Annotated in this window: 20 protein-coding genes and 2 pseudogenes; 12 read left to right on the top strand and 10 right to left on the bottom strand. The window is 55.9% G+C overall.

What is annotated here, in order from left to right; translation table 11 throughout:
• Window positions 1–6 precede the first annotated feature (6 nt).
• The 5 genes and pseudogenes from QN399_RS22155 to QN399_RS22135 form a co-directional block, all read right to left on the bottom strand.
• On the bottom strand, window positions 7–954 hold the full coding sequence (locus QN399_RS22155) for a MerR family transcriptional regulator (RefSeq protein ID WP_330201652.1): 948 nt from the start codon (window positions 952–954) through the stop codon (window positions 7–9).
• Window positions 955–1,152: 198 nt separating this feature from the next.
• Window positions 1,153–1,771: pseudogene (locus tag QN399_RS22150) on the bottom strand (IS630 family transposase); the annotation flags it as partial.
• A 68-nt stretch (window positions 1,772–1,839) separates the two neighbouring features.
• Window positions 1,840–3,330 carry a DASS family sodium-coupled anion symporter gene (locus tag QN399_RS22145; RefSeq protein WP_330201680.1) on the bottom strand — a complete coding sequence of 497 codons (1,491 nt, stop codon included), beginning with the start codon at window positions 3,328–3,330 and terminating at the stop codon, window positions 1,840–1,842.
• Between the two features lie 157 nt (window positions 3,331–3,487).
• A complete protein-coding gene (locus tag QN399_RS22140; RefSeq protein ID WP_330201651.1) occupies window positions 3,488–4,819 on the bottom strand; it encodes an ATP-binding protein in 1,332 nt (443 codons plus the stop codon).
• On the bottom strand, window positions 4,816–5,505 hold the full coding sequence (locus QN399_RS22135; RefSeq protein ID WP_330201650.1) for a response regulator transcription factor: 690 nt from the start codon (window positions 5,503–5,505) through the stop codon (window positions 4,816–4,818). The genes QN399_RS22140 and QN399_RS22135 overlap by 4 nt, the downstream gene beginning before the upstream one ends.
• A gap of 187 nt (window positions 5,506–5,692) precedes the next feature.
• On the opposite strand from QN399_RS22135, the gene dsbD reads away from it, so the two are divergent.
• The 3 genes from dsbD to dsbG are packed head-to-tail and all read left to right on the top strand — an operon-like array spanning window position 5,693 to window position 9,035.
• Window positions 5,693–7,435: a protein-disulfide reductase DsbD gene (gene dsbD, locus QN399_RS22130; RefSeq protein ID WP_330201649.1), complete on the top strand. Its 1,743-nt coding sequence runs from the start codon at window positions 5,693–5,695 to the stop codon at window positions 7,433–7,435.
• Window positions 7,435–8,271 carry a prolipoprotein diacylglyceryl transferase family protein gene (locus QN399_RS22125; protein ID WP_330201648.1) on the top strand — a complete coding sequence of 279 codons (837 nt, stop codon included), beginning with the start codon at window positions 7,435–7,437 and terminating at the stop codon, window positions 8,269–8,271. Before dsbD ends, QN399_RS22125 begins: the two co-directional genes overlap by 1 nt.
• The gene (gene dsbG / locus QN399_RS22120) at window positions 8,268–9,035 is read left to right on the top strand and encodes a thiol:disulfide interchange protein DsbG (RefSeq protein ID WP_330201647.1); all 768 of its coding nucleotides are present in this window, start codon (window positions 8,268–8,270) and stop codon (window positions 9,033–9,035) included. Before QN399_RS22125 ends, dsbG begins: the two co-directional genes overlap by 4 nt.
• A 173-nt stretch (window positions 9,036–9,208) precedes the next feature.
• Here the strand turns inward: dsbG and QN399_RS22115 are convergent, their stop codons facing one another.
• Window positions 9,209–10,162 carry an AraC family transcriptional regulator gene (locus tag QN399_RS22115; protein ID WP_219061682.1) on the bottom strand — a complete coding sequence of 318 codons (954 nt, stop codon included), beginning with the start codon at window positions 10,160–10,162 and terminating at the stop codon, window positions 9,209–9,211.
• A 242-nt stretch (window positions 10,163–10,404) separates the two neighbouring features.
• On the opposite strand from QN399_RS22115, the gene QN399_RS22110 reads away from it, so the two are divergent.
• Window positions 10,405–10,968 (top strand): TetR/AcrR family transcriptional regulator, encoded by a 564-nt coding sequence (locus QN399_RS22110; RefSeq protein WP_330201646.1) that lies wholly within the window; start codon window positions 10,405–10,407, stop codon window positions 10,966–10,968.
• 203 nt (window positions 10,969–11,171) lie between these two features.
• On the opposite strand, the gene fabF is transcribed toward QN399_RS22110, so the two are convergent.
• The 4 genes and pseudogenes from fabF to QN399_RS22090 all read right to left on the bottom strand — a co-directional run bounded on the left by fabF (window position 11,172) and on the right by QN399_RS22090 (window position 16,100).
• The gene (gene fabF / locus QN399_RS22105) at window positions 11,172–12,446 is read right to left on the bottom strand and encodes a beta-ketoacyl-ACP synthase II (protein WP_330201645.1); all 1,275 of its coding nucleotides are present in this window, start codon (window positions 12,444–12,446) and stop codon (window positions 11,172–11,174) included.
• Window positions 12,447–12,475: 29 nt separating this feature from the next.
• Window positions 12,476–13,282: an SDR family oxidoreductase gene (locus QN399_RS22100; protein WP_330201644.1), complete on the bottom strand. Its 807-nt coding sequence runs from the start codon at window positions 13,280–13,282 to the stop codon at window positions 12,476–12,478.
• A 288-nt stretch (window positions 13,283–13,570) separates the two neighbouring features.
• Window positions 13,571–13,906 (bottom strand): helix-hairpin-helix domain-containing protein, encoded by a 336-nt coding sequence (locus QN399_RS22095; protein WP_330201643.1) that lies wholly within the window; start codon window positions 13,904–13,906, stop codon window positions 13,571–13,573.
• A 1,283-nt stretch (window positions 13,907–15,189) separates the two neighbouring features.
• Window positions 15,190–16,100, bottom strand: a pseudogene (locus QN399_RS22090) (IS630 family transposase).
• A gap of 276 nt (window positions 16,101–16,376) precedes the next feature.
• On the opposite strand from QN399_RS22090, the gene QN399_RS22085 reads away from it, so the two are divergent.
• The 8 genes from QN399_RS22085 to QN399_RS22050 all read left to right on the top strand — a co-directional run bounded on the left by QN399_RS22085 (window position 16,377) and on the right by QN399_RS22050 (window position 24,156).
• Window positions 16,377–16,640: a hypothetical protein gene (locus QN399_RS22085; RefSeq protein ID WP_330201642.1), complete on the top strand. Its 264-nt coding sequence runs from the start codon at window positions 16,377–16,379 to the stop codon at window positions 16,638–16,640.
• A gap of 725 nt (window positions 16,641–17,365) precedes the next feature.
• Window positions 17,366–18,391, top strand: coding sequence for a glycosyltransferase (locus QN399_RS22080; RefSeq protein WP_330201641.1), 1,026 nt, complete (start codon window positions 17,366–17,368; stop codon window positions 18,389–18,391).
• The gene (locus QN399_RS22075; protein WP_330201640.1) at window positions 18,391–19,569 is read left to right on the top strand and encodes an FAD-dependent oxidoreductase; all 1,179 of its coding nucleotides are present in this window, start codon (window positions 18,391–18,393) and stop codon (window positions 19,567–19,569) included. The genes QN399_RS22080 and QN399_RS22075 overlap by 1 nt, the downstream gene beginning before the upstream one ends.
• Window positions 19,562–20,356, top strand: a complete 795-nt coding sequence (locus tag QN399_RS22070) for a pyridine nucleotide transhydrogenase (RefSeq protein ID WP_330201639.1) — start codon at window positions 19,562–19,564, stop codon at window positions 20,354–20,356. Before QN399_RS22075 ends, QN399_RS22070 begins: the two co-directional genes overlap by 8 nt.
• Window positions 20,353–21,189 (top strand): TIM barrel protein, encoded by an 837-nt coding sequence (locus tag QN399_RS22065; RefSeq protein WP_330201638.1) that lies wholly within the window; start codon window positions 20,353–20,355, stop codon window positions 21,187–21,189. The genes QN399_RS22070 and QN399_RS22065 overlap by 4 nt, the downstream gene beginning before the upstream one ends.
• On the top strand, window positions 21,186–21,542 hold the full coding sequence (locus tag QN399_RS22060; protein WP_219060389.1) for an EamA family transporter: 357 nt from the start codon (window positions 21,186–21,188) through the stop codon (window positions 21,540–21,542). The genes QN399_RS22065 and QN399_RS22060 overlap by 4 nt, the downstream gene beginning before the upstream one ends.
• Before the next feature lie 14 nt (window positions 21,543–21,556).
• Window positions 21,557–22,363, top strand: a complete 807-nt coding sequence (locus QN399_RS22055) for a glycosyltransferase family 2 protein (RefSeq protein WP_330201679.1) — start codon at window positions 21,557–21,559, stop codon at window positions 22,361–22,363.
• The gene (locus QN399_RS22050; protein ID WP_330201637.1) at window positions 22,360–24,156 is read left to right on the top strand and encodes a hypothetical protein; all 1,797 of its coding nucleotides are present in this window, start codon (window positions 22,360–22,362) and stop codon (window positions 24,154–24,156) included. Before QN399_RS22055 ends, QN399_RS22050 begins: the two co-directional genes overlap by 4 nt.
• Window positions 24,157–24,572: the final 416 nt, after the last annotated feature.

Here is a 24,572-nt window from a genome sequence, read left to right as displayed (position 1 = left end):
GCGTACTCACAGACAGACGGCAGACGATGTGCCGGGTAAGGAAACAACAGTTGCAGACCCGGCTCGGCCCGGGAAAAACTCAACGGGTTGCAAAGCGCCGGAAAAGACCCGTACACCAGCAGGTGCTCGCTTGATCGACGCGACACCCGCCCCCCCCGTCCAGAGCTGTACGGCATCGGGCAGGCGCGCCCGCAACTCGATTAAGAAAGGACGGACGCGGCGTTGCGGGTAGGCCCCACTGAAGGACAGCGCAACTATATCGGCGCGATAAGCACGGGCCGCCTTGTCGAGTTCGTTCAGGGACAATTGCGTCCCCACATGCAGACAGTGGGCGCCATGCTCAGCCTGTACCGCCTGGAGCATCAGCAGCCCCAGCACATGGAGCTCTTCGGGCGGTGTCGCGAACAGGATACGCGGATGACCGGGAAGCGGTTTTATCGCGCTGATGGCGGCGAACAACAGACGCATCAGGACGGCACTGCACAAATGCTCCTGATAGACCTGGATCTCGCCACAAGCCCAGCCAGCGCCAACGGCCGCCATCAAAGGCCCCGCCGTCTGCTGCACGAAACCGGTCAGGCCCTGTTCGATAAGGGCCTGCGCAAGATTTTTTTCCAGCCCGTCGACGTCGTCCACCCGCAGCCGCTCGAGTGCGGCTTGAGCGGAGAGACACAAAGCGGGTTTGAAGGAGGAAACAGCGACGGCCTGGGCCAGGCGCTCCAACTCCGCCAATTGCTTGCCGACGACTTGCGCCGGACGGAAACCGACGTCCAGCAAGCGTTTGATCAAGCACAGCTGAGCGATCTGCTCGCGTGGATAGCCGCTTCCGGCCGGCTCTTGATGGATGGGGTGCGGAAAGCCGTAACGCGAACGCCACTTGCGCAACAGGTCCTTACTAAGACCGGTTTCGCGCTCGAGATCGATGGCCTGCACAAAAGAATGAATAGGTATCATGTTGCCATCATACAGATTGTTACGCTTGTCCGCTCCGGCGCGTCACGGACAATGTAGAAAACAAAGGCCGCGGGCTCTATGAGTGAAGCAGCCTGTTGGAGCGTGTGCTGGCTTGGGTTTGCAGCAGAGCCCAAGCCTGCAAATGCTCCCTGCGCGGCGCTGCCTGCGGCAATCGGCCGCTGCTAGTGGCCTGAGCGGTTAGTCCATTAATTTATTTTTTATCACGCTCAACTTCGCCTTATGCACCGAGCTAATGGTGGCCTCAGCCGTTCTATTCCACTTGAACGGCTTGGCTGAATGCTCAGGCTCGATGGCGCTGGGTAATACGTCCGATTATTTGGCCGGTCATGATGTCGAAAGCCGTGTACAGACTCGCCGTACCATGGCGTTTGTAATCATGCGTCCGGCGTTCAACTTGACCTGGGCGTAGCGGCAGCATCGGTTGGGTGCGATCCAACGCCTGGATCTGGGTTTTCTCATCAACCGACAACACCAGGGCGTTATACGGTGGATTCAGATAGAGCCCGACCACGTCGACTACCTTGTCGGCAAAATGAGGGTCGTTGCTGATTTTGAAGGTCTTCAGACGATGAGGTTTGAGGTCGGAAGCGGTCCAGACCTGCCGAACCTGCCACGTGGTAACCCGCGCATACTTGGCCAGCAAACGAACGCTCAAGTGAGTGGCTTCCTGGGGTACACGCCGGGTGGTCAGTGTCAGTATTTCGTTGATTTTTTCGGGCCCAAGTTTGAGTGGCTGGCCGCTGCGCGGCAGGTCGCTCAACCCTTCGATTCCCGCCTCCAGATATCGTCATCGGTAGATACATGAATTAACCGCTCAGTCCGCTAGTCATGCCAACGAGTAATGCAACGCTTCGCGAAAAACCCTTACATCCAGCCCAGCCACTTCCAGTAGGTCGCGCCGAACACCAGCATCAGCAGGTACCCAATCAGCGTCACAACCAGGCCGACACGGGCGAATTGTTTGGCGGTGAAGGTTTCCGTGCCCAGGCACACCATGTTCTGCGGTGCATTGACCGGCAGGATGAAGCCGTAGCTGACCGCGAAGCCCAGCAGCATGGTCATGCCCAGTCGATTGAAATCGCCGGGCAAGGTTTGCAGCACGGCAATCAGGATCGGCAACATGGCCGAGGTCAGCGCGGTCGCACTGGCGAAACCCAGGTGAATCAAGATCAGAAACGCCCCGAGGATTGCGAAGACGCCCAGCGGGCCCACTTGGTCCAGGCCGGTATGGCTGACCACCTGAGTGCCAAGCCATTGACCCGCATGGGTGGTCAGGAGCGCTGTGCCGAGGCTGATCCCCACCCCGAACACAATCACCGTGCCCCATGGAATTCGCGACTGCACATCCTTCCAGGTCATGATCCCCCAGCGCGGCAGCAGCAGTATCACCAGCCCGGCATAGGTCGTCGAGGTGGTGTCGAAGCTGTGCAGCTTGCCCTCGGTGGCCCAGACCAGGAGCAGCAGTATCGAGACGGTCAACAGACGTTTCTGCGCGCCGGTCATCGGCCCGATATCGGCCAACGACTTGGCAACCGCCTCTTTGCCGCCGGGAATGCTGTCGCTTTCAGGCGGGAGCATTTTCAGCACCAGGAACATCAGCACACCGGACATGATGATTGCCCACGGAGCGCCGGCAATCAGCCAGTCGATCCAGGCCACGCGCTGACCCAGCATTTTGTCCATGAAGCCGGCCGTCAGCAGGTTCTGCGCGGCGGCGGTCTGAATCCCTACGTTCCAGATGCTGGTGCCCTGCGCCACGATGATCATGATCGCAGCGGCGATATTCGAGCGTTTATCCACACCGAACGCCGCGATGACCCCCATCATGATGGGCACGACACAGGCACTGCGCGCCGTCGCACTGGGGACCACAAGGCTCAGTAAAATCGTCACCACGATGGCGCCGAGCATGATGCGTCGGGTGCTGGTGCCGATCCGCGACAGCGTAACCAGCGCTATGCGCCGATCCAGCCCGGTATGGGTCATGGCCGCGGCGATGAACAGCGCACCCACGACCAGCGCCAGTGCGGAATTGGAGAACCCGGTCAGCGCCATGGTAATCGCGGCAGAAGAGCCGTAAATCACCGAAGGGTCCTGAAGCGTCGGCGCAGTCCCCAGCAAAAACGCCATGAGCGAGGTAATCATGATCGCGCTGGCTTCGTACGACACGGCCTCGGTAATCCAGACAACCACGGCGAATGCCAGAATCGCCAGCATCCGGTGGCCTGCGACAGGCAAGTCGGTCGGCAACGGCAAGAGCAGCACGCCCACCATTACCAGCACGGCAACCACCAACCCCACAGGGAATTTGATGCGGGCCGCAGGCTGCGCCGGCACGGTCTCGGGTGCGTTCATGTCCATCCCCACTGATCCTTCATGACCTGATTCAGACAGACGTCCGCAACACCGCGAGCATCCAGCTACTGCGCGCAGAATAGCAGCACACCCGCCAACAGGCTTTGACCCGAGTCAACAGGCCCGGGCCTGAGCCTTGATCCATCAATGCGGGGGGCTACTCCGCCTGATTGCTCCGCAGTGGCGCACGCAGCTCTACGCGCAAACCATCAGGTTGGCTGTCGAATGTCAGGGAGCAAGCGCAGCGCTGAACAATGGCCTGCACGATGGCCAGGCCCAGGCCGCTTCCAGGGCTTTTACCGTTGCGCCAGAAACGTTCGGTGAGGTGCGCCAGGTCCTCGCTCGCAATGCCAGGGCCATGGTCGCGCACACGGAAGCAGGCAGTATGCGCATCGGTCTCAAGGCTCAGCTCGACCTGTGCATCGGCAGGCGTGTGGCGCAACGCGTTATCCAGCAGATTGCGCAACGCGGCGACGGCCAATACCGCAGGCATCTCCACCGCCGCGCGAGAGAGATTCTTCGGCATGTGCAGCTCGATGCTCGAACTGTCGCCCAGGCTAGCGTCGTGGATGGCCAACCGCGCAACCTCTTCAGCGCTGCACTGCACCCCATCATCAAACGACAGACTGCCCTCCACCCTGGCCAGTAACAGCAATTGCTCCAGGGTTCGGTGCAGACGGTCGGCACCCTCTTCCGCGTGGGCCAATGAGCGATCCCGCACCGGGCCTTCGGTCATGCGTGCCACTTGCAGGTGGGTTTTGATAGCGGTCAGCGGGCTGCGCAGTTCGTGGGCGGCGTCACCGGTCAGGCGGCGCTCGCGATCAAGGGTCTGGGCGATGCGCTGGAACAATTGATTCTGGGTGTCCAGTAACGGCTGCAGTTCGCTGGGCAGATCGGGGACGTGCAGCGGCTCTACAGAATCCGCACTGCGCCGCCTCAAGGCATCGCGCATTCGATTGAGCGGCGCCAAACCCTGACCAATGCCCAGCCACAGCAACGCCAGGCTACCGAACAAGGCCACCGCCACAGGAACCGACGCCGCGAGCAAGATGGAATGCTGGAGGGTGTCGCGTTCAGCCTGCCGATCTGCCGTGGTAATGCGCAGATCGCCCTGGGTCAGGGTGAAACTGCGCCAGTGTTCGTCATTGATCATTTGATCGTGAAAGCCCGACTGCTGGGCGTCGAGGGCCTGATCGGGGTCGGCATGACTGCGCACCAGCACCTCCCCCCGCAGCGAGCTGACCTGGCACGCGAGCCCACCGGGAATACCCAGTTGCTCGGCACTCAGAGGCGTGCCGTCACTTTTGCCAGGCGTCGGCAACTGCTCAAGCAGACCGGCAACCATGTGCGCCGACGCGCCCAGACGCTGGTCGAGGGACAGCATCATCTGGCTGCGCAAATCGCAGAGCATCCAGGCCGCCGCCAGGGCCCAGATCAACACGAACACCGACCCGAGAATCAGGCTCAGGCGCACCCTTAAACTCATCATGGCGCCTCCGGGCCGGTGCTCTTGGCATCCGCTGGACCGAGGCGATAACCCAAACCACGCACAGTTTCGACGATTGTGTGACCCAGCTTTCGGCGCAGATGGTGGATGTGCACGTTGAGCGCATTGCTCTCCACTTCATCGCCGAAGCCATAGACGCTGTCCTTCAATTGCTCGCTCGACAGCACCCGACCGTGGTTATGCAACAAGGCGTGCAACAGCGCCTGTTCGCGACGGGAAAGGTCCACCGGCTGCCCGGCCAGCAGGGTTTCGCGGCTGCTGGGATCATAAGTCAGGCAGCCATGTTCGATCAGGTTCACCGAGCGCCCCGCCACCCGACGGATCAGGGTATGCAAGCGAGCGCTGAGCTCGCGCAGATCGAAGGGTTTGAGCAGGTAATCGTCAGCCCCCGCCTGTAAACCGGCGACCCGATCAGTCACCGTGTCCCGCGCCGTGAGAATCAGCACGGGCAACTCAAGACCGTTCTGGCGCAACTGGCGCAGCAGCATCAGGCCGTCTTCATCGGGCAAACCGAGATCGAGAATCAGCACATCGAACTGCGCCGCCAGCACCATCGCCCGCGCAGCCGCCGCCGTGGCGACATGATCCACCGTCAGCCCTTGGGCATTAAGGCCCGCGACAATGCCGCTGGCGATCAAGTCATCGTCTTCGCAGAGCAATACGTGCATGGTGGACTCGGGAAAAAAAAAGCCATTAAAGCAGAACACGATTAACCCGCGATTAATGATCCCGTGTCCACCCATCCCGGTAAGAGACTCCGCAGCGCTGAAGACGGTGCTCGCGCTCTGGCATTAACGCTCGCTTAATCGACAGGCCGCATCCTTGCCCCACCTGTCACTTCAAGGCTTTTTGTTCATGCGGATTTTTTGGCTGTTTATCTTTTACCTGATACCCGCCCTGGCCCTGGCACTCCCGAGCACCGACCCTTTCGCTCAGGCGGACTTTCTGCCAGCGGACAAGGCGTTTACATTCAGCTCCGAGCGCCTGGCCTCGGGCGAGACGCGCCTGCACTGGCGTATCAGTGAAGGGTATTACCTGTATCAGCAGCGACTGAAATTCGAGGGCTTGTCGCCGGAAAACAGGCCCGCGCTGCCTGAAGGCGAGGCCCACAGCGATGAGTATTTTGGCGAACAGGAGGTCTATCGCACTACCCTGGCGCTACTGATCCCCGCCTCCGCCAGCGGGCAAGTGAAACTGAGCTGGCAAGGGTGCGCCGACGCCGGGCTGTGCTACCCACCGCAAAACAAAGTGCTCGACCTGGGCGGCAACAGCGACGTCAATCCAGGCATTTCCCAGGCGCCGGACCAGGCACTGGCGAGCAGCCTGCAGCAACGTGCACTCGGCTGGAGCCTGTTGATTTTCTTTGGCCTGGGCCTGCTCCTGGCCTTTACCCCCTGCTCGTTACCGATGTTGCCGATTCTGGCCGGCGTCGTGGTCGGCAGTGGTGCGAGCCCCAAACGCGGGCTCGCCCTGGCCAGCAGTTATGTGCTGAGCATGGCGCTGATCTACGCAGGTCTCGGTGTACTGGCCGCGTTGCTGGGCGCCAACCTGCAAGCGCTGTTGCAACAACCCTGGTTGCTCGGCAGTTTCGCCGCGCTGTTTGTCATTCTGGCGCTACCGATGTTCGGCCTTTTCGAACTGCAACTGCCTGCCGCCCTGCGTGACCGACTGGAAAGTGCCGGGCGCCAGCGTCAAGGCGGGAGTCTGGTCGGTGCCGGGGTGTTGGGTGCCTTGTCCGGGTTGATGGTCGGCCCATGCATGACCGCGCCGCTGGCTGGCGCGTTGCTCTACATCGCACAAAGCGGCAATGCGCTGGACGGTGGTCTGGTGTTGTTTGCCATGGGCCTGGGCATCGGTGTGCCGCTCTTGCTGCTGGTCACCGTGGGCAATCGCTTCCTGCCGAAACCGGGCGCCTGGATGAACCTGCTCAAAGGCGTGTTCGGCTTTCTGTTCCTTGGTACCGCGTTAATCATGGTGCGACCGCTGCTGGATGAGGCGCTGTGGGTCGGGGGGTGCGGTGTTCTGCTTTTGGTCGCGGCCTATGCCGCTGTGATGCAGGCCCGGCAACTCAAACGCGCCGCGATCCTGTTCGGCCCCGGCGGACTGGTGATGGGGCTCTGGGGAGCCTTGATGCTGATCGGCGCAGCAGGCGGCGCAGAAGATCCGTTGCGTCCATTGCAGGTGTACAACGCCACGCAGGGGCCAGCAGTGCAGAACGCCGTTGAACATAGCGCGTTCACCACAGTCAATGAACCCGAAGCCCTTCAGCGCGAACTCGACGCTGCAAAGGCGCAAGGTCAATGGGTGTTGCTCGACTACTATGCCGACTGGTGCGTGTCCTGCAAGGTCATGGAGAAACAGGTGTTCGCAAAACCCGAGGTGCTGGCTGCATTGAAAGAGGTACGCCTGCTACGCCTGGATGTCACTGCCGACAACGCCGCCAGCCGCGAACTCCTCAGTCGCTATCAAGTACCGGGGCCGCCGAGCCTGCTGTGGATAAGTCCAACGGGCGAAGAGCGGCGTGACCGACGCATCACTGGCGAGGTGGACGCCCAGCCTTTTCTGCAACACTGGCAAGTAACACGAGAGCGTGGCTGATGTTAAGTGTCTCGATTGGCCCGTTCGCCCTCGCGATGAACCACGTGCTGTTGATCGTCGCCCTTGGGTTGGCAACCCTGGTCGGCTGGCGTGTCGCCAAACGTGGCGGCGTCAATCCCGAATCAGCGCTCTTCAGCCTGTTCGTGCTCGGTCTACTCGTCGCGCGGCTGGGGTTTGTGATCGCTTACTGGCCACAGTTCCGCGAAGAACTCTGGCAGATCATCGACATTCGCGACGGTGGCTTTCTGATCTGGCCCGGCGTGCTCGCAGTGATACTCGGCGGCCTTTGGCGCGGCTGGCGTCAGCACGCATTGCGTCGACCGTTGGGCCTGGGCTTGAGCAGCGGCCTGCTGTTCTGGTTGCTGGCAACCATGGGCCTGAGCATCTACCAGGAAAGCGCGCGCCTGCCACAGATGACCTTGCGCAATGCCGCCGGAGAATCGGTGCAACTGGCCGACTACACAGGTAAACCGTTGGTCATCAACTTGTGGGCAACGTGGTGTCCGCCGTGTCGCCGGGAAATGCCGGTGCTGCAAAAGGCACAGGCAGAACGCGAGGACGTGGTCTTCCTGTTCGTTAACCAAGCCGAAAGCCAGCAGACCGTCGCTGGCTTCATCGCCGTTCAAGGCCTGCATCTGCGCAACGTGCTGTTCGATGGCAGCGGCAAACTGGCGCAAAGCGTCGGCTCCATGGCCCTGCCTACCACCATTTTCTATACCGCCGATGGCCGCCTGCGTGGCAGCCACCTCGGCGAACTGTCCAACGCCAGCCTGGCGCGCTACCTCGATAGCGTCGACAGCGATGCGCCCTCTTCACGCTCAAGGACTACCCCATGACATTACCCCGTCACTTTTTAGCCGTCTCCATCAGCCTGATCGCCCTGCAAAGCTCGCTGCTGCACGCCGAAACATGGCCCGAACCGATCCGGGCGCTGGAAGCCAAGGGCGCACGCATCGTCGGCAGTTTCGATGCCCCGGATGGCCTGCGTGGGTATGCCGCCGAGTATCAGAACCAAGGCATGGCGTTCTACCTGACACCGGATGGCAAACATGTGCTGGCCGGCAATCTGTACGACGAAAAAGGCAAAGACTTGAGCAAGGCGCCGCTGGACAAGCTGGTGTATGCGCCGATGGCGAAGGAAGTCTGGAACAAGATGGAGAACAGCACCTGGATCGCCGACGGCAGCAAGACCGCGCCCCGAGTGATCTACCTGTTCAGCGACCCGAACTGCCCTTACTGCAACATGTTCTGGGAACAGGCGCGACCGTGGGTCAAGGCTGGCAAAGTACAGTTGCGGCACATCATGGTCGGTATTATCCGCGAAGACAGCGCCGCCAAATCTGCCACGCTCCTGGCCGACAAATCCCCCGAAACCGCGCTGAACGCTCACGAAAGCGCTGGCAAAAGCAGCCCGCTCAAACCCTTGGCAACCATCCCGAAAGAGATCCAGACCAAGCTCGACGCCAACCTGAAATTAATGACCGACCTGGGACTGTCCGCCACCCCGGCCATCTTCTATCTCGACGACCAAGGCCACCTGCAACAGCAACAAGGCGCACCATCGCCTGAGACGCTGAGCACAATAATGGGGCCCAAATAACCTTGGCAGGATATGGAGCGGCCTTGTCTGCGAAAGCCGCAACGCGGTGTGCCTGACAGGGCTCGTTGAATGGTCTGACACAATGCTTTTGATAGGTAGGAGCTGACTTGTCTGCGAATAAGCCCGCCACGGGCTTCCAGCAAGCACGGCAGCGCAGCATTTCCCACAGAGAGTCAGCGGCGTTTCAATGTCACCGACGGCAATTCACCAAACTGATTCTTGTAGTACTCGGCGAAGCGACCCAGATGGAGGAAGCCATAATCCAGAGCGATTTCAGTCAGGTTGCGCACGCCGTGACTCGGGTCGGACAAACTGGCCTGGATACGTTCAAGCTTCTTGCTGCGGATGTAGTTCATCGGTGTGGTACCCGCATGGCGTTCGAACAGCGCATACAGCGACCGAATGCTCATGTGGCTCAACTGCGCCAGTGACTCGACGGTGATGTCTTGCTTGAGGTTCTGCGCAATGTACTGGGCCAGTCGTTCGAATGGCGCGGACTGCACGTCAAGCGTCTCGCGGTTGACGTTGGTACCCAGTAGCGAGAGCAGTTTGCTCGCAATGATCTGGGTGTAATGCTCACGAACCCGAGGCAACACCAGGTCCGTTTCCGCTTCCTGACAGACCAACCCCAACAGGCTCATAAAACCATCGAGCTCGGCCAGATTATGGCGATTGGAGGCAAAACGAATGCCTTCGCTTGGCTTATGCCAGCGCAACTCGGCGCAGGTCAGGTCAAGCAAAGGCAGCGGCAACTTGAGAATGAATTTTTCGCAATCGGCGGAATACATCAAGTCCACCGGATCGTCCGGGTTAATCAACAGCAACTCGCCCGGCGCGAAGTAATGCTCCTGCCCATAGGATTTTGACAGGCACTGACCCCGCAGCAGAATTTGCAGGTGATAGATGGTTTCAAGCGCGGGAGACGTCACGTGGACACTGGCGCCATAACTGATCCGGCACAGGTCGAGACTGGCGAATTTAGTGTGATTCAGGCTGGCCTGCGGCCTTGATGTTGCAGGCAGCCGGATACAGTGGGAACCGACGTGCTGATTGACGTATTCCGACACCGCGTAAGGGTCGGCGCGCTCAAACACCATGCTCTTTTCGTTAAGCAGAAGGCTTTGCATACACCGCACACCCATCTTGTTTTTATAGTTGCTCACAGTGCCCGGAAGATCCGGGCATTGGCACTATCAAGAGGGTACTGGAGATACCGAGTAAACAACAGACGACTGTCCGATCACCGAACACTCTCTGCAATCAACTGATAGCCGGGCAACTGTCCAGTGAATGTTTGATGCGGCATGTTGCGCATCCATGTGAAAATGACATACACCATCTCACGAGCCCTAAACGGGAGGCTCCAGTAATGCGCTATTCGGAAGACCATAAAGCCCAAACTCATCAACGGATCATCGATGAAGCGTCTGCGCGCTTTCGGCGTGATGGCATCGGCGCCACGGGCCTGCAACCGCTGATGAAAGCCCTGGGCCTGACCCATGGCGGCTTTTATGCTCACTTCAAGTCCAAAGATGACCTGGTCGAACAATCCCTGCGCAAGGCGGCCGACGATCTTGCCGATCACTGCAACAATCTTTTCGCAGAGGAAAGCCCGCTTGTAGCCTTTATAGACAGCTACCTGTCGTCAGAGCACCGTGCTTCGCCAGATGAAGGCTGCCCGCTGCCGACCATGTCTGCGGAGCTGGGCCAACGCGGACAGGCCAGTCCGACGACCGATGAAGTTATCCAGTCACGGCTCAAATCCATCGAAAACACCCTGCCCGACCAAACCCGTGCCCGCGAGCAAAGCATCGTCATCCTCTCGACCCTGGTCGGTGCATTGCTACTGTCGCGCAGCGCAAATGATCCAGAGCTATCCGACCAAATCCTCGACACCACGCGTGAGTGGCTTAAGCAGCAAGCCACCGCTTGACTATTCACTTACACACCCGCCGCTTCTGGCCGACAGGCCGTGGGAGACTTGTCTGCGAATCGGCCCGGGGTCGCGTCCGACTGGAGCTGTCGCAAAATGGCTGGATTCACCATCGCTGGAAGCCCGTGCCGGGCTTATTCGCAGACAAGTCAGCTCCCACTATGGGCAGAATCTATTTCCGTCCGGTGCCGACGATCACCCCCTCAATCGTGCCAACGCCGAAACAACACGCTCGCGTTGACCCCACCAAACCCGAACCCGTTGGACAAGGCATATTCAATAGTCATTGGCCGTGCCGCGCCGTGGACGATATCCAGGCCCTGCGCCGCTTCATCGGGATTGTCGAAATTGAGGGTGGCTGGCGCAATTTGATCGCGAATCGCCAATGCCGTAAAAATCGCCTCGATCCCGCCTGCCGCGCCGAGCAAATGCCCGGTGGCTGACTTGGTCGACGTCACGGCAATCGACGCCTGATCACCAAACACCGCCTTGATCGCCGCCATCTCGCCCTTGTCGCCCACCGGCGTGGACGTGGCGTGCGCATTGAGATGCTGGATCTCGGAAGGTTGAATCCCCGCCTGACGAATCGCCGCCTGCATCGAGCGCCGGGCCCCGCTGCCATCTTCCGGCCCCGCGGTCAGGTGATAGGCATCAGCCGTGGTGCCATACCCCACCAACTCGACAATCGGCTTAGCTCCACGCGCCAACGCATGTTCCAGCGACTCAATCACCAGAATCCCTGCGCCCTCACCCATCACAAACCCATCGCGGTCACGATCAAACGGACGCGACGCACGTTCCGGCGTGTCATTGAACGCACTGGACAGCGCCCGCGCCGCCGCAAATCCGCCCAGACTCACGCGATCAATCGCCGCCTCAGCACCGCCGCAGACCGCAATATCGGCCTCGCCGCAACGAATCATCCGCGCCGCATCGCCAATCGCCTGAACACCCGCCGCGCACGCCGTCACAGGCGCGCCCAGCGGCCCCTTGAAACCATGCTGGATCGAAACATTGCCAGCGGCGAGATTGACCAGAAACGAAGGGATCGTGAACGGCGACAAACGACGCGGGCCACGGCTGTCCGTGATCCGAACCGCCTCGGCAATCGCACTGAAACCACCCACGCCAGAACCAATGATGGTCGCCGTGCGCTCCTGAGCTTCTTCGCTGTCAGCAACCCAACCCGCCTGCGCCACCGCCTCCTTGGCCGCCGCCAGTGCGTACAGAATGAAGCGGTCCATCTTCTTCTGCTCTTTAGGAGGCGCAGCAGCGTCCACATCGAACCCGGCCTCGGCGTCATCGGCGATCAACGGCACAACGCCACCGACCTTGCCAGGCAGATCCGCCACCACCTCTTCCGGTAACCGAATTATCCCGGAACGGCCCGCCAACAGACGTTGCCACACCGCCTCTACGCCACTGCCCAAAGGTGATACCAGGCCCATGCCCGTCACTACGACTCGGCGTTCACTCATGCAATAACCCTCGACTTTAAAATAGACGCTCAAGCAACCGGAGCTTTGTAACGAGCCGCCGCACTGCTCAAAGACAAACCAGGGCCCAGCGCAGCACGGGCCGCTATCGCAGCCTCCCAGTCCGCTGCATTCGCCAGAGAAGGAATGGTCACCCACTCGCCCTGATCAAAACCCGCCAGCGCAGCATCCACCATTTCGCCGACCTCCATCACCATCTCCGGTGGAAACGTATTCACATCCACCCCGCTACGCGCCCAGATCTCAGTACGCGTTGCACCGGGCAGCACCGCCTGAACCTGTACACCCAGCGGACTGATCTCCGCATTCAACGATTGGGTAAGACTCAGCACATACGCCTTCGTCGCCGCATACCCCGCATTGAACCGCTCAGGCATCAACGCCACCACCGAACCCACATTAATGATCGCGCCGCGCCCAGCCGTGGAAAACCCCTGCGCCGCTGCCGACGCCAAATGCGTCAACGCCACCACATTGAGCTGAATCATACGATCCACCCCCTGCAAATCCGCCTCGGCCAACGTACCGGCCAACGCCACACCTGCGTTATTGAGCAACAGCGAAATAGACGCATCGCCCCGCAAACGCTGCTCGACCTTCAGCAAATCAGCGGTATCGGTCAAGTCCGCTTTCACGACCTCTACCTTTACACCCGTTTCGCTGCGCAGTCGCGTTGCCAAGGATTCGAGGCGATCCAGATCGCGTGCAACTAACAACAAATCGTAGCCGCGTTTGGCGAAACGGTCGGCATAAGTCGCGCCGATACCAGAAGAAGCGCCAGTAATCAGGGCCGTGCCTTTTGCGTTCAAGGTGCTCATTGCAATTCTCCTGGGCGCTGAAGGCCACGTAGCGGAAGATACATTTAATATTACGACCGTAATTTTCTAGATTATATGTCGACCGACATCAAACGTGTCAAGGTGCTACAGAGACCAGATTCTGCCGGGGGGGCGTAGGAGCTGACTTGTCTGCGATAAGGTCGGCACGACCTTCCTGCTGTGGTGAATCCAGCCACTTTGCGACTGCTGCACAGTCGATTCACAGACAAGTCATCACCCATTAAAAAGGCCAGTCAAAAGACCGGCCTTTCATCCACCAACGCCTGCTTAGTTAAGGCTGACCTTGTCGCGATTTTTTTCAAGGATCGCTTTGCCGATGCCTTTCACCTCAAGCAGCTCATCAATCGACGCAAACTCGCCGTTGGCTTCACGGTAAGCCACGATGGCTTTGGCCTTGGCTTCACCCACTCCAGCCAATTCGCGCTGAAGCATCTCGGCATCCGCAGTGTTGAGATTGACTCTTTCGCCCTGCTCGGCCTGCATCATGGCTGGGGCACTGACAGGGACCGGCGCTGAAACCTCCGCAACAGGCGCTGCACTCACAGCGACCGAAGCAGTGGTGAACAAGGCAAACAAGAAGGACGAGAGGACAGAAGTACGCATAAGTGACGCTCCATGTTATCCAGGGTGAGAGCAGCTTTCCGAAGCTGCCTCTCAAAGGTAGCCGAGCGTCGCCCCCCGTCAAAAACCGAAGCGTTACCGAATATTTGATCGCGCATGCAAAGCCATAGCGAGCATCGGCTCCGTCCTAAAGCGCCGATAAGGTTCATTTGAAACAATTATTTTTCAAACCCATGCTTATTCTGCGTGGAGCGACGTAATTCTGTCGAAGCACGACAATCCAACATTTATACGTTCTATCTCTATGAAATAACTCATTTAAATAAATGCCAAAAAATCGCCAAAATATAAAAACGTCAACTTGCCGGCAGCCACACAACAACAGCTCCAAAAAAAACAAACAAAAGCCGTTTTTTTGACGACAAAAATAACGGACTTAAACTTGAACAACTTAATTTTAGAGGTAAATTTAGTTCAGGCGTTTTTTGACGCCCAGCAAAAAAGCTCAAATCCGCGGTTGTTCGGACAAAGACATACCGAATCAGGAGCAATACATGGTCACGTTTTTTCTGTGCTGGGCTGCTATGTCAGTAGTCGGCACGTTTATCGCCCTTAGCCTCATATGGAGCGGCAAACGCAACAGTCGAAACGCTGGGGCGAGCTCACAGCAGTCAAACAACGAGACTCAGCCTGAACCAGTCAAGTTATTGGCTTGACTGGCTCAAAGAACATCCCGCGTTTTTTTCCGCGCCCTAGCCCACTAAATATGCATACCTTTCAGCAGGTATCTTCCCCGATCAGTGCCAGGCAGCGAACCTACTTCGCCAGTCGCCCATAACGGTCTTCGAAAGTAAGCGACCCATAAACCCCACATACCGTTAGATGGGCTTTACGTTTACCTTGGCATCTCTGGCGAGCAGTTCCATGGCAGCAAGGCTTCGAAGTCTTCTGCCGACGAGGCTTGTGGCAGGGAGGTCAGCACTCACAGTTGCGAGTACGAAAGCCAAAATCAGGCGAGCATGGCTGTCGCACACCAGATGAGGCGCTCGCGATGATCAGCAGTATGGCAGGCGATGGTCAGATCAAGACATTGCTGCGTCGTTGAACCGTATGGGAATGCGCTCAGGGCAAGGGAAAACGTGGAACGCGAGCCGCGTCAGTTCACTTCGCAGAGTGCATGGAATACGTGCCTATCATTCGGCGCAGAAGAATGGCGAGTGGGTAACCATGACCGAAGCGGCCACGCAATTGGGCGTAACCAATCATGTGATCCGCCGTCTCATCAAAGATCAGATTCTAGTGTGCAGTCTCATAAATAAAGTTCCTCATGCCTGGGAGGCCATTGCCTCACGGGCTCGGTGTATCTTGTTCAAAATATCTTCCCTCTTGGCGTTCCAGACGTAGCGAGTCGGCTGCGCATTTCGCAGTGCCAGGAACGTGGTGATCGAGCTTTCCAGTTCGCGAACCGAACTGAAACTGCCGTCACGCAGATATACCGTGATATCGCGAAAGAAGCGTTTAACCATGTTCATCCACGAGCTGGATGCCGGTGTTGGCACTCGATGGAACTGATCAAGCATCCCTGAAAGTAATCCAGCGCAGTGCACAAGGTGACGGTGCCATGGCGGACATAATCGTGCGATTGCGTACGGATATGACCGATCCCCAGAGGCAGTCCCGGCTGGGTGCGCTCCAAGGCCTGAACCTGGCTTTTTTCATCGAAACAGAGCACCAACGCCTTATCCGGCGGATCCAGATACAGCCCAATGACGTCCCAGAATTTCTCTTGGAAGTTTGGATCTTTGGACAGTTTGAAGGTGCGTGTCAGGTGCGGCTTTATGTCGTTGGCGACCCATATACGCTGGACGCTGGCCGGTGAAATACCGGCGACTCGCGCCATGCTTCGACAGCTCCAGCGAGGTTGACCGATACGCGGTTGAATCACTTGCTCAATGACTCGCTTAAACGCTTCGGCCGGCAAGGATGGCTTGCGACCTCGTCCGGGCAGATCCACCAGACCTTGCAGACGCAGCTCTTGAAAACGCTTGCACCAGCGTGTAACTGAAACAACCGAAAGACCGGTCAACTGGGCAATCTCGTTACGAGAACAACCTTGAGCGGCCAGCAAAATCACTCGCGCCCGACGACCGTCGCGCTGACTGATCGTGGCTGATCTTCTGCGCCGACTCAGTTCAATTTGTTCGTCTTCACTGAGCACGATGTCCTGAAAGTTCATGTGATCACTCCAAGCACTGACTGACCACATAAGCATAGCTAGGGTTAGAAACTTATTTCAAAGACAGGACACTAGCTTTCAGCTTCTGCAACCTCCTTGAACTCATCAGCAGTGGCAGCCACGCCTGCCGTCCATCTTTCAGCGCTCGTGGGCAGGTCAGAGAACGCCATTGCGGCGCGCTATTGCTACCTAAACCTTCACTGCCGGTTGCCGATAAAGCGGTTGCGAGCCCAAAATGGGCCATAGAACGTATTTTGTAGGTGCAGGGTGAAGCTTATGGAAAATATTTATTTGCTGGTTGAACACGGTCGCGATCAAGGCGAAGCCTATGTCCTTGGCTGGTTTGATGACGAGCGCAGGGCAAAAGAAACCGCGAATGAAATGGAGTGGAAGGCCTATCGGGCCGAGCTAAACCGTGCCCATCAGTGGTCGAATCAACAGCCGTTGTCACCTGATCAATCGGACTACCGTCGCTTTTGGGTCAAGGAGATAGCCAAGCTCCATAATACGTCCGTACCAAAGTCATCAGCGGTTCATTGAGCCAGACTAATGACCATGGTATGCTGAAAAAAAACGCCGTTCGTACCTTCTTCGCTCGCGGGGTTATACCAGTAACGCCCTCACCTTACTCGCGGGCGGATCTGCTTTATTCATAAGCTATCCCGTACCCTTAGTATTGCTCCCGACTTCAATTAGGGACCAGCAACAGCTATGCGTCTCGGGCTATAAGCAGGTGACCACCTAAAATAGCTACCAATGAATGCGGCCTGTTCATTTTTTCGACCCGCCAGGCCTGCACTACTGGGCCAAATGAGAGTTACCTTGTCGCTAAAATCGAGTCGAACTTTGCGCAAAAACAGCGTCCGAATGCGTCGCCAGAGCAGAGTCACAGGCTCAACTACAGAAGTGGCCAAACGTGTAATGGCCAGCCTGCTGGCAAGCGAGCCAGATGCATCTGGTGGTTTTACCATTAAAAAGAGTGATGTTCGTGATACTTTTGCGCGCGGCTAAAAGTATGCCGGCCTCTTGGTAGCTTTTGCTAAAGCCGGCTGTTGTTTTCGTAGATTCACTTCGCAGGGAAAGCCTCACTTGGCCAGCGCACAGGGACGAGCTTTCGTGACTGCCTTTGCTCTTTCCTCTCGTTGTCGATCTCAACGGTATCGTCCGGCGTTTCGACCTGTTGCCTGCATGGCCGTTTCTAGTTCAGTTTTGCGACTGAAACTATGACCCGGCTTTCTGGACAGTAGAATCTAAGAGAATTTAAAATGGCATATTTCACTTGTTTTTTGTCCGTGGTGTTCGTTATCCGTAATCAATCCGAAGATATTGAAAAAATCCTATCTGACGCTGCGACGGTGATTACTCCAATCGTCGGTGATTATGAATTGATCGTCGTCGATAATGCGTCGCATGATGACAGCATTTTAGTTTTAAAAAATCTGACCAGCGAAAGCGGATTGGCCAATCTACAGGTGTATGCGCTGACCAAGGAAGTGGATGCGGACACCGCCTCATGGGTCGGGCTGGAGAATGCATTGGGCGACTTTGTGGCCGTTATCGATCCTCTGGCTGATGACATCAAGTTTGTCCCAGAGATGCTTAACCAAGCGGTCAGTGGTGCGGATGTGGTGTTTGCCCATAATGAGCAAAAGCCAGCGCAGAGTCTTCGCTACAGAGCGGGTTACTCGATCTTTCATTGGCTCTATAACGCATTCAACGGCGTCCACCTTGCCAAAGAAGCGCCGCAATACCGCATCCTGAGCAAACGGGTGATCAATTTCATTCTTCAGCACCCACAGCCCGCGATGACTTATCGCCATCTCCCTGCAACAGCTGGTTTTGCACGCGCTTATCTCAGCTACAGCGCAACACCGAAGGCGTCGCGCGTCAAGCTATTGGGAGACAGCCTCGACCGAGGCATAAGGTTACTGGTATCGACCACCCGGGCTCCGATGCGTCTGGTGACATCGCTATCGGTGTTCGGCGCGGCTGCCAACCTGTTGTACTGCGTTTATGTGATTGCGATTGGTATTTTGAAAACTGATGTTGCACCAGGCTGGATCAGTCTTTCTCTCCAGCAGTCGGGGATGTTTTTCCTGATATCACTTGTTCTGCTGGTATTGGGCGAATACATTCTGAACATGGCCAGCCTATCGAATGAGGGGCCGCTCTATCATGTTGCCCAAGAGTTCACCAGTGCCCGAATGACCCGCCTAGAGAAGCTAAATATTGAAGGGGTTGCGTCAACTCCAGCTGAGATGACTCCCCGAACAAGCGAACGAGCTTCCTGATGTCGAGTCTGGATAAAACCCAGGATGCCGTGATAATCGGCGGCGGGTTTTATGGTGCTGCTATTGCTGTGTATCTGGCCAAGCTCCGAGGATTTAAGCGCATCATTCTGGTTGAGCGTGAGCCGGCGCTGCTGATGCGTGCTTCTTATAACAACCAAGCGCGTGTGCACAACGGCTATCATTACCCTCGCAGCTTCACTACAGCCTATCGAAGCCGGATTAACCTGCCTAAATTTGTGCGCGATTGGCCACAAGCCGTTAAGCAAGACTTCACCAAGCTCTATGCCATTGCCCGGCGAAACTCAAAGGTCACGGCCAAGCAATTTGAGCGTTTTTGCCGGAACATTGGGGCGAGTATTCAGTCAGCCGATCCGGAATTAAAGGCATTGTTTGAACCTCGTCTGATCGAAGATGTGTTCCTGGTCGAGGAATATGCATTCGACACGACAAAACTTGCGAGCTGGGCAGAACGAGAACTGAAAGAAAGCGGTGTGCAGGTCTGCTATGAAACGCGGGTGACCTCGATCTCGAAAGGGCCGAATGCGGATACGCAGTTACGTGTCATTGCCGAAACAAAACAGGGGGGCCAGGAGCTGATTTCCTGCCGTTATGTATTCAACTGCACTTACAGTGGCCTTAATCAGTTCAAAGGCGATTTCCCAGGGGTACAAACCGGTCTCAAGCAAGAAATCACAGAAATGGCCCTGATGCAGGTGCCCTCATCACTGAACGGCTTGGGCATTACCGTGATGGATGGCCCTTTTTTCTCGATGATGCCGTTTCCTGCTCGCGGACTACATACGCTGTCCCATGTTCGCTATACGCCACACCTGCACTGGAATGACCAGCAAGGCATCGATCCTTACGAAAGGCTCCGGAATTACGAACAGGCAACCCGTGTGGATCGGATGGTCAGAGACGTTGGACGATATATCCCCGATGTATTGAAAGCCAAACACGTCGACTCGCTGTTCGAAGTCAAAACCGTTCTTGTGAAAAATGAGGGTGACGATGGGAGGCCGATCCTTTTTGAAAAGCACGCAGAGTTGCCGGGATGCTATTCAGTGCTGGGTGGGAAAATTGACAATATTTATGATGTCCTTGAAACGCTTGATGCTGAAATTTTCCTCAGCATCAGTGACCAAGAACGATCCAAATTTGGAGCAGTGAATGGCTAACTCACTTATTGGCTTTTCAGGATTTGTTGGCAGTACGCTTCTAAAGCAGCAAGCCTTCACATCACTTTATCGATCAATAAATATTGGCGATATAAATGGAAAGTTATTCGATACCGTCGTCTGCGCAGGCGCCCCCGCTCAAAAGTGGATGGCCAACCGCGAACCTGAAGCGGATCGGCAGAAAATCGAGGGCCTGATCGCCCACCTGAAAACCATTCAGTGCAACACCTTCATTTTGATCAGCACGGTCGATGTCTTCAGCACCGTCATGGGCGTTGATGAGGATACCCCTGTCGATGAGTCGGACCTGCACGCCTATGGCCTGCATCGTCGGCTCTTGGAGAAGTTTGTCGAAAGCCATTTCCCTAATCATTTGATCGTCCGTCTGCCTGGGCTTGTCGGGCCTGGTCTGCGTAAGAACGTGATCTTCGACTTTCTGAATGACAACAATCTTCAGGCCATCGATAGCCGCGGGGTCTTCCAGTTTTACCCGATGGTCAATCTTTGGTACGACATTCAAACCGCGCTGAACGCCGGTTTGAAGTTGGTTCACCTCACCGCAGAGCCGATCAGCGTGGCGGATGTGTCACAACGGGGGTTCGGCAGGCCGTTCACGAATGCCTTGGCTACCCCGGCAGCAACCTACGACATGCAGTCCAAACACGCTCACGTGTTTGGAGCCGCCGGGCGCTATCAGTACAGCGCCCGTGAAACGGTGCAGGCGGTCAGGACCTACGCTCAGTCCGAGCCGCTCACGATCAAAGTCGATGCGGGAGCGAAAATATGAGGTTGGCTATTTCCAACATTGCGTGGGACACCGCAGAAGATGAAGCCATCGCCACGCTCCTTCAGCGCTTTGCGATTGATGCGATTGATGTCGCACCCGGCAAGTATTTTCCTGTTCCCGCCAACGCTACGGATGAGCAGATTACTCAAGTCAAAGACTGGTGGGCCGAGCGAGGCATCGACATCACCGGGATGCAGGCGCTGTTGTTCGGCACCACGGGGCTGAATGTATTTGGTTCAGCCCAAAGCCAGTGCGCACTGTTGAAACACCTGGACGCCGTGTGCCGAATCGGCTCGGGGCTGGGCGCCACGCGGCTGGTTTTTGGCTCACCAAAGAATCGTGATCGCACCGGGCTTGATGACCAGGAAACACTGGACGTGGCGGTACCTTTCTTCAGACAGCTGGGGGACATCGCTCAGGCCCACGGTGTGACGATCTGCCTTGAGCCTAATCCTACGTGTTATGGCGCCAACTTCATGACCACCAGCGCTGAAACGGCTCTGGTGGTGAAGCAGGTCGATCATCCCGCCATCAGGATGCAACTGGACACTGGCGCGTTGGCCATCAATGGCGAAGACCCTTGTCTGGTGCTGCAAGACTGCGCCGCCCTTATCGGGCATGTGCATGCCAGCGAGCCCAATCTGCTTCCTCTGGGGGATGGAAGCACGGATCATGGACTGATGGTGACGGCCCTGGAGCGCTATCTACCCAACCCTGTCGTGACCATCGAGATGCTCGCGACCAAGGATGAGCCGCATGCTGTTTCGATCGAGCGAGCACTGAACGTGGCGATCCAGCATTACCGCAGGCATAGCGTGGGGGGCCGCGTATGAAGTGGCTCATCCTGCTTGTCGGGATTCTCTCCAATGCCTCCGCCAGCGTGCTGGTGAAGATGGCCATGATGCCGCCGCGCAAGTTTCCGTCTCTCAGTGACCCACTGGGCGCACTGAGTAATTGGCCGTTCTGGCTGGGCCTCGGGTTGTACGGTGGCGCCTTTCTACTCTATGCCGCAGCGTTGGCCCGCCTCCCTTTAAATGTGGCACACCCGGTGCTGACCGCCGGGGCAGTGGCGACCGTGGCGTTGTCTTCGGTGCTGATTTTTCGTGAACCCTTCCACTGGACGACAGGGGCGGGAATTCTACTGGTAATTGCTGGCGTAGCGCTGATCACAGCGCGCGTCGCTTGATGGTAAACACAATGATGCCTACCGATATAACGTCTGCGGCGCGTAAGACCTGGCAAGTACCCGCCTTTGAAACTCCGCTATGGCTCGGCCGTCAGCACCCTTGGTGCGTGGTGATTCCGGTCATCAATGAAGGTGAACGGATCAAGAGCCTGCTGGCCAGGATGGCAGCTCTCAACATCCACGGCATTGCCGATATCATTATCGTGGATGGCGGCACCACAGATGGCTCGCTTGAGTTGCAAGCGCTGCAACAGGTTGGCGTGCGAGGACTGCTGCTCAAAACCGCTTCGGGAAAATTAAGCGCTCAACTGCGTTGCGCTTATGCCTTTGCACTTGACCAAGGCTATGAGGGCATCGTCACGATTGACGGTAACGACAAGGACGACCCTGAGGCCATACCTCGCTTCATTGACGCGCTCAAGCAAGGCGTGGACTTCGTCCAGGCGTCCCGCTTTGTCTCGGGAGGTGTTGCAGAGAACACCCCTAAATCGCGAGACTTCGCGATCCGCTTTATCCATGCGCCAATGCTGAGCCTGTCTTCCGGTTTTAAATGGACAGACACCACCCAGGGTTTCCGTGCCTACAGCCGCAAATTACTGTTAGACCCGAAAGTGGCGATATTCCGCGATGTGTTCATGACCTACGAGCTGCTCGCCTATCTTTCGTATAGAGCACCGAAGTTGGGTTATCGCTGCGCCGAATTAGCGACAGTTAGGCGTTACCCTAAAGGAGAGGTGCCGACCAAGATAAGCAGTATCAGAGGTAATTTTTCCGTACTTTTGATTCTTTGTATGGCGTGCTTTGGATCTTATAATAAATGAAATTAATTTCTTCTTTTTATGAAATCACAAAAAGAAAAAAAATATACGAGCTCGTAGTCCCTTTGTTGCTACTTGTAGTTGGTATGGTCGTTCTATTTTTAAGGAATCCTGATCCCTTAATCAACCCTGTGATGTATGCAGAAGATGGCACTTGGTCTGCGCTAGCCTTAAGGGAGGGGTGGTGGCACGCATTAATAAACTCAAGGGATGATTACTTTGTATTTATAAATACGCTCATCTTATTTCTCTCATCAAAAATAAGTTTGCTTTTTTCTGGGAACCCATTAGCCCTGTTGCCGCAGGCTATAGCAGTAACTTCTTTTCTGTTTTTTTCTGGGGTGGCGACTTTATCGTTCTTAACTGTCAGGAGAGTTTCCTCGTCAGCTTTAGGGGTTGTTGCGTTTTTTGCTGTGATATTTATCCCTTTGGGAACAAGTCAGAATGAAATAATTGGTAGGGCTTTGCAGGTTGGTTTCTATATGCCGCTAATTGCTGTCTTGTTGCTTTTTTGGCGAGACAGAGTTACTGCATTGTACAAGATAGCGCTAATAGATTTTTTATTGCTATTGTGCGCCGCAACCAATCCGTTTGTATTTGCGGTATGTTTTTTGTATTTATCAATAGAGTTTTTAAAGGGGTTTAATATAAGGTCATTGCTCCTTAGGAGTGTATCACTTGTTGCGCCTCTCACCATCCTTCTGTTTTTTTTGCTCCCAAGAATGGGTAGCGCTGGGGGGATACAGAGCGGATTTTTTATTGGTAGCCTCGTTGAGGTGTTGATTGCTAGATCAATTACGTATCCATTTTTATTTCCTTGGTATGGAAGTATCTCTGATGCGACAGCACTGATTGCATTTTCTTTACTTGTAGGTTTTGTCGTCGTTTCTTACTTTAGATCTGTAAATGAAAATGCTAGATCCTTTATTTTGCTTTTATCTTTGACTGTTATTTTCTATAGCGTTGCGACTGTTGTGATGCGTCCTGGACTTACTTTGCTGCTGTCTAATTATAAAACCACTTTCCCTGATAGATATTTTATGGGGATAAATGTTCTAGTTGTTTTGCTATTCATTATTTGTGCAGGTCAAATAGTTAGCTGCAAAAAACTGAAATTTCTTGGGATTTCTTTTTTGATTGCATTTATTAGTCTGTATTTTTATGGGTATAGCTATATTTTTGAATGGTCTTCTCCGGGGCTTCCAATAAAATCACAGCTTGATTTTTCAGAGCAGATGTGTGCTAGCACTACTGTTGATGAAACATCCAATTCGTCAATTCCAATTTACCCCTATGCGTGGCGAATGATTGTTCCTAGTAAGTACATCGATAAAGAAAACTGTATGCGTATCTCTAATTCTAGAAGCGGGTTTGTCAGTCATGCTCAGGGAATTGCAACGTATACTAATGATCTCGCGATCCTGGATAGCTTGGGCTCCTATAAAACAACAGGAGTCAGACCCTTCGTCATTTACAAACTTTCCAGCCCTGTGCAGCCGAAGTACGCTGAAAAACTCTTATTAGACCTGAAATGCGCTAACAGTCCGGATAATGAAAAAATTCAAGTTCAGGTATTTTGGGCCACTAAAGCATCTGATTTTTCTGAGAAAAACAGTGTGGCTTTCCCAGCAAATCAAGGCATTACATCCATAGATATAGCTAAACTTTCTTCTTGGATCCCGCGTCAGGAAATTACGGATATCCGTATTGGTCTATTCTCACCAAACGACTGTCCTTTGTTGTCGATTAGGAGTATTGAGTTGGGTGTTGACGCAATATCTAATAATTTGCTCTGATTACAGGCTGTATATATTTTCGAGCGTCCGAGCCGCATATCCCTAACTATTGGCTCACTCACCTGCGAACTGTTCGCCGGAGATCGCTCGGCGTCGGCAATCGATCTCCGGTGAGCTAGGTGAGAAGACCGCTTGGAACTGTCTGTAGGTGTTATAGCAGAAAATGGGGCCTGCGCTGCCTCCAGCGGGGCATTCCCTTTATCTCCGCCGGATATCCCTCCGGTCTTGCTGGGGAGGTTTGCTACAGCTTGTGCTTTAGAGCCGGCCCCACCTTTACTGGTAGATCCAGAACCGCTTTTGCTACTGCCAGACTTTGCCATGATCTGCTCCTGGGTAGTACGTAAGCGCGCCATAAAGCACACATTCCAAGCCGTCGGCTAATGCCTGACGCTGTGCTCCCGATCTCTCTCTGGAGC

Source organism: Pseudomonas sp. 10C3 (assembly GCF_036346185.1).
Classification (GTDB): Bacteria; Pseudomonadota; Gammaproteobacteria; order Pseudomonadales; family Pseudomonadaceae; genus Aquipseudomonas.
This window is presented reverse-complemented; position numbering and strand designations above follow the sequence as displayed.